The 3,408-nt window shown below is 66.9% G+C and carries 2 protein-coding genes; both read left to right on the forward strand.

All coding sequences use genetic code 11. The features are described 5' to 3' along the window. The first annotated feature begins 31 nt into the window (after positions 1 to 31). Entirely contained in the window at positions 32 to 1,768 is a 1,737-nt protein-coding gene (locus tag HWX39_RS35685; protein WP_175972141.1) for a GLUG motif-containing protein, read from the forward strand. A gap of 231 nt (positions 1,769 to 1,999) precedes the next feature. Then, positions 2,000 to 3,408: filamentous hemagglutinin N-terminal domain-containing protein (locus HWX39_RS35690; protein WP_175972142.1), on the forward strand; the 1,409-nt coding region annotated here is incomplete at its 3' end.

Genomic DNA, 3,408 nt, shown 5'->3' on the forward strand with positions numbered 1-3,408 from the left:
GACGCTGACGGGCGAAAACGCGAGCCTGGCGTTGAACTCGGGCAGCGGCCATACGCTGACGAACGACGATGCGGTGGTGACGCTGTCGGGTCGCAATGCGTCGTTCTCGGCGAACGGCGAAGCGTATCGCGTGATCCACGATCTCGCGGGGCTGCGCGGTGTCGACGGCAACATGAGCGGCCGTTACGTGCTGGGTAACGCAATCGACGGCAAGGGTGCGCAGTTCCGCAGCCTCGGCGGCGACAGCTTATTCGATGGCGTGTTCGACGGGTTGGGCAACACGATCTCCCGCTTGGCGATCAATGGCAACGGTCAGTACGTCGGCCTGTTCGGTATGAATCGCGGCCGTATCGCGAATCTCGCGCTCGACTCGCTCACCGTTAGCGGGCCGTCGAACCGAACAACCGCGTCGGTCGGTGCGCTGGCCGGAGCCAATCATGGCGGCACGATCTCGAACGTTCGCGCGACGAACACGACGATTTCGCCGACCGGGAATTTCGGCAGCCTCGTCGGTGGCCTCGTTGGCGACAACGTCGCCGGCGTCATCGACGGTGGCCGATTCCAGGGAACCATCGCCGGCAACGAAAGGGCCGATTCGATCGGCGGCATCGCGGGCAGAAACATCTCTGCACGGATCACGAACAGCCGGGCCGATGCCTCGATCACGAGCTTGCGATCGTCGAATACCACGCGCGACATCGGTGGTCTCGTTGGCACGAATCTGTATGGGACGGTGTCGGATTCGACGAGTGCCGGCAGGATCTCGGTAGGCGATCGCGCGCACGTGGGCGGTCTCGTCGGCCGCACCTTGGGCGGCGTAATCGACAACGCGGTCTCGACGGTCGATGTGTCGGCCGGGAAGTCGAGCTTCGTCGGCGGCGCGGTCGGCTATAGCGATGGCGGCACGATCCGTGGTTCGTCTGCACACGGCATCGTGAGCGCGACGAACGGCAGCACGGTCGGCGGCTTCATGGGGCTCAACAGAGGCGGTCAGGTTGAGCGCTCGCAAGCATACGGCGAGGTGAACACGAAGGTCGCGGCAGCCACCGGCGGCTTCGCGGGGGAGAACATAGACGGTGGCGTGCTCGAAGACGTGGCAGCGAATGGACGCGTGAGCGACATCGCCGGCGGTGTCGTGGGAGGCCTGGTCGGCAGGAATGCCGGCATGATCCGTCGGGGCAAGGCGGCAGGCGATGCAAGTGCCGGCGACGCCGGTCGCGCGGGTGGGCTCGTCGCCGTGAACGACGGGACAATCGAACAATCCACGGCAGGCGGAACCGTGCATGCCGGCTCGGCGAGTCGGGTTGGCGGACTCGTGGGCCTGAACCGCGGAACGATTTCGGGGTCGGGCGCGACGGGATCGGTCACTGCGGCGCACGGCAGCTACGCCGGGGGGATGGTCGGCGAAAACATGGGTGCTGTCCGGGACTCGAAGGCTGCGGGCAACGTAACGGCCCTCGGCGGCCAGTTCGTCGGCGGGTTTGCCGGGTGGAATGGCCATGGCGCACTGATCGCCGACTCGGAATCTTCGGGGACGGTCACTACCGCCGCTTCGTTCGCCGCCGGGTTCGCGGGCATGAACTATGGTGCGATCCGTTCGTCGCAGACCAGTTCGATGCTCAATTATCAGGGGTCGCTCTCGGCCGCGATGAGAGGCGGATTCGTGGCATTCAACGCGGGGAACATCGATTCGAGCAAGACGACCGGCGCGGCCGCACGCGAGGCGTTCGCCGGCGTCAACTTCGGCCGGATCGACGGCAGTCGGTAATTCCTTTCAGCGCAGGAAGCGAATGCCTCGGGGCGGTGCCATGGATCCAACGGTGCCGCCCGCACACGGCATGCCGGTTCCGGGACAGATTGGAGCCGGCGGGCACGGCGCGGACGGATTCATCGTTCGCGGAACGAGCAACGAACATCACCGTTCGGCGCTCGACAAATAGTTGTATAGGTATACGAAATAATTTTCCGTATGCAAATCGATCATGAGGAAATGACAAGTATGAACAAGGCCTATTCACTGGTGTGGAACGAAGCCCAAGGCGGCTGGTGCGCAGTCGGGGAAACGGCGCGCCGTCGCGGCAAGAAGAGCGGCGGCAAGCGCCTGCTTGCGGCGGGCGTGTCGCTGTTGGGGCTGGCGGCAGCGTCGGGCGCGTACGCGCTGCCGACGGGCAGCGAGATTGCGTCGGGTAAGGCGGACATCGCGACGTCGGCGGACGGCAAGACGATGTCGATCAACCAGCACACGGACAAGCTGATCACGAACTGGCAGGACTTCAGCGTGGGTGGCGGCGAGCGGGTGTCGTTCCAGCAGCCGACGAGCCAGTCGATCGCGCTGAACCGGGTGGTCGGCGCGAACGGCAGCCAGATTCAAGGTCAACTGGACGCGAACGGGCGCGTGTTCCTGGTGAACCCGAACGGGGTGATGTTCGGCGCGGGCGCGCAGGTGAACGTGGGCGGCCTGGTGGCGTCGACGCAGAACCTGTCGGACGCGGATTTCCTGGCGGGCCGCTACCGGTTCGCGGGCACATCGGGCCAGTCGGTGGAGAACGCCGGGACGATCGCGGCGGCGGACGGCGGCAGCGTGGCGCTGCTGGGTGCGCGGGTATCGAACACGGGCGTGATCCGTGCGCAGATGGGCCGCGTGGCGCTGGGCGCGGGTAATGCGTTCAACGTGAACTTCGACGGCAACGGGCTGCTGAACCTGCAGGTCGAAGGCGGGGCGGTGGACGCGCAGGCGCACAACGGCGGGCTGCTGAAGGCGGACGGCGGGGAAGTGCTGATGACGGCGCGCGCGGCAGGCGATCTGCTGGGTTCGGTGGTCCGGAACAGCGGCACGATCGAGGCGAAGGGGCTGAGCAGCCGCGCCGGGAAGATCACGCTGGACGGCGGCGAGGTTCAGGTCGGCGGGAAGCTGGACGCGAGCGCGCAGGACGCGTCGACGGCAGGCGGCACGGTGACGACGCGCGGCGAGCGGGTGGCGGTGTCGCGTGACGCGCAGGTGGATACGCGCGCGGCGTCGGGCCGAACGGGCCTGTGGACGATCGAGGCGGCCAACGCGGGAGTCGGCGGTAACACCGACGTCGCGATCGACGGGGAGACGCTGTCGCGCAACCTGGGCACGACGAACGTGGCGCTGACCAACACGTCGGGCGACCTGACGGTGGGCGACGCGGTGACGTGGGCGAGCGACAACGCGCTGGCGCTGACGTCGAAAAAGGGCAGCGTCGACGTGAAGCAGTCGCTGACGGCGAGCGGCGCGAACGCGGGCGTGACGATGAACGCGGCGCAACAGATTCGCGTCGGCAACAAGGTGACGCTGACGGGCGAAAACGCGAGCCTGGCGTTGAACTCGGGCAGCGGCCATACGCTGACGAACGACGATGCGGTGGTGACGCTGTCGGGTCGCAA

This window comes from Burkholderia sp. BCC0322, from assembly GCF_902833045.1.
Taxonomy (GTDB): domain Bacteria; phylum Pseudomonadota; class Gammaproteobacteria; order Burkholderiales; family Burkholderiaceae; genus Burkholderia.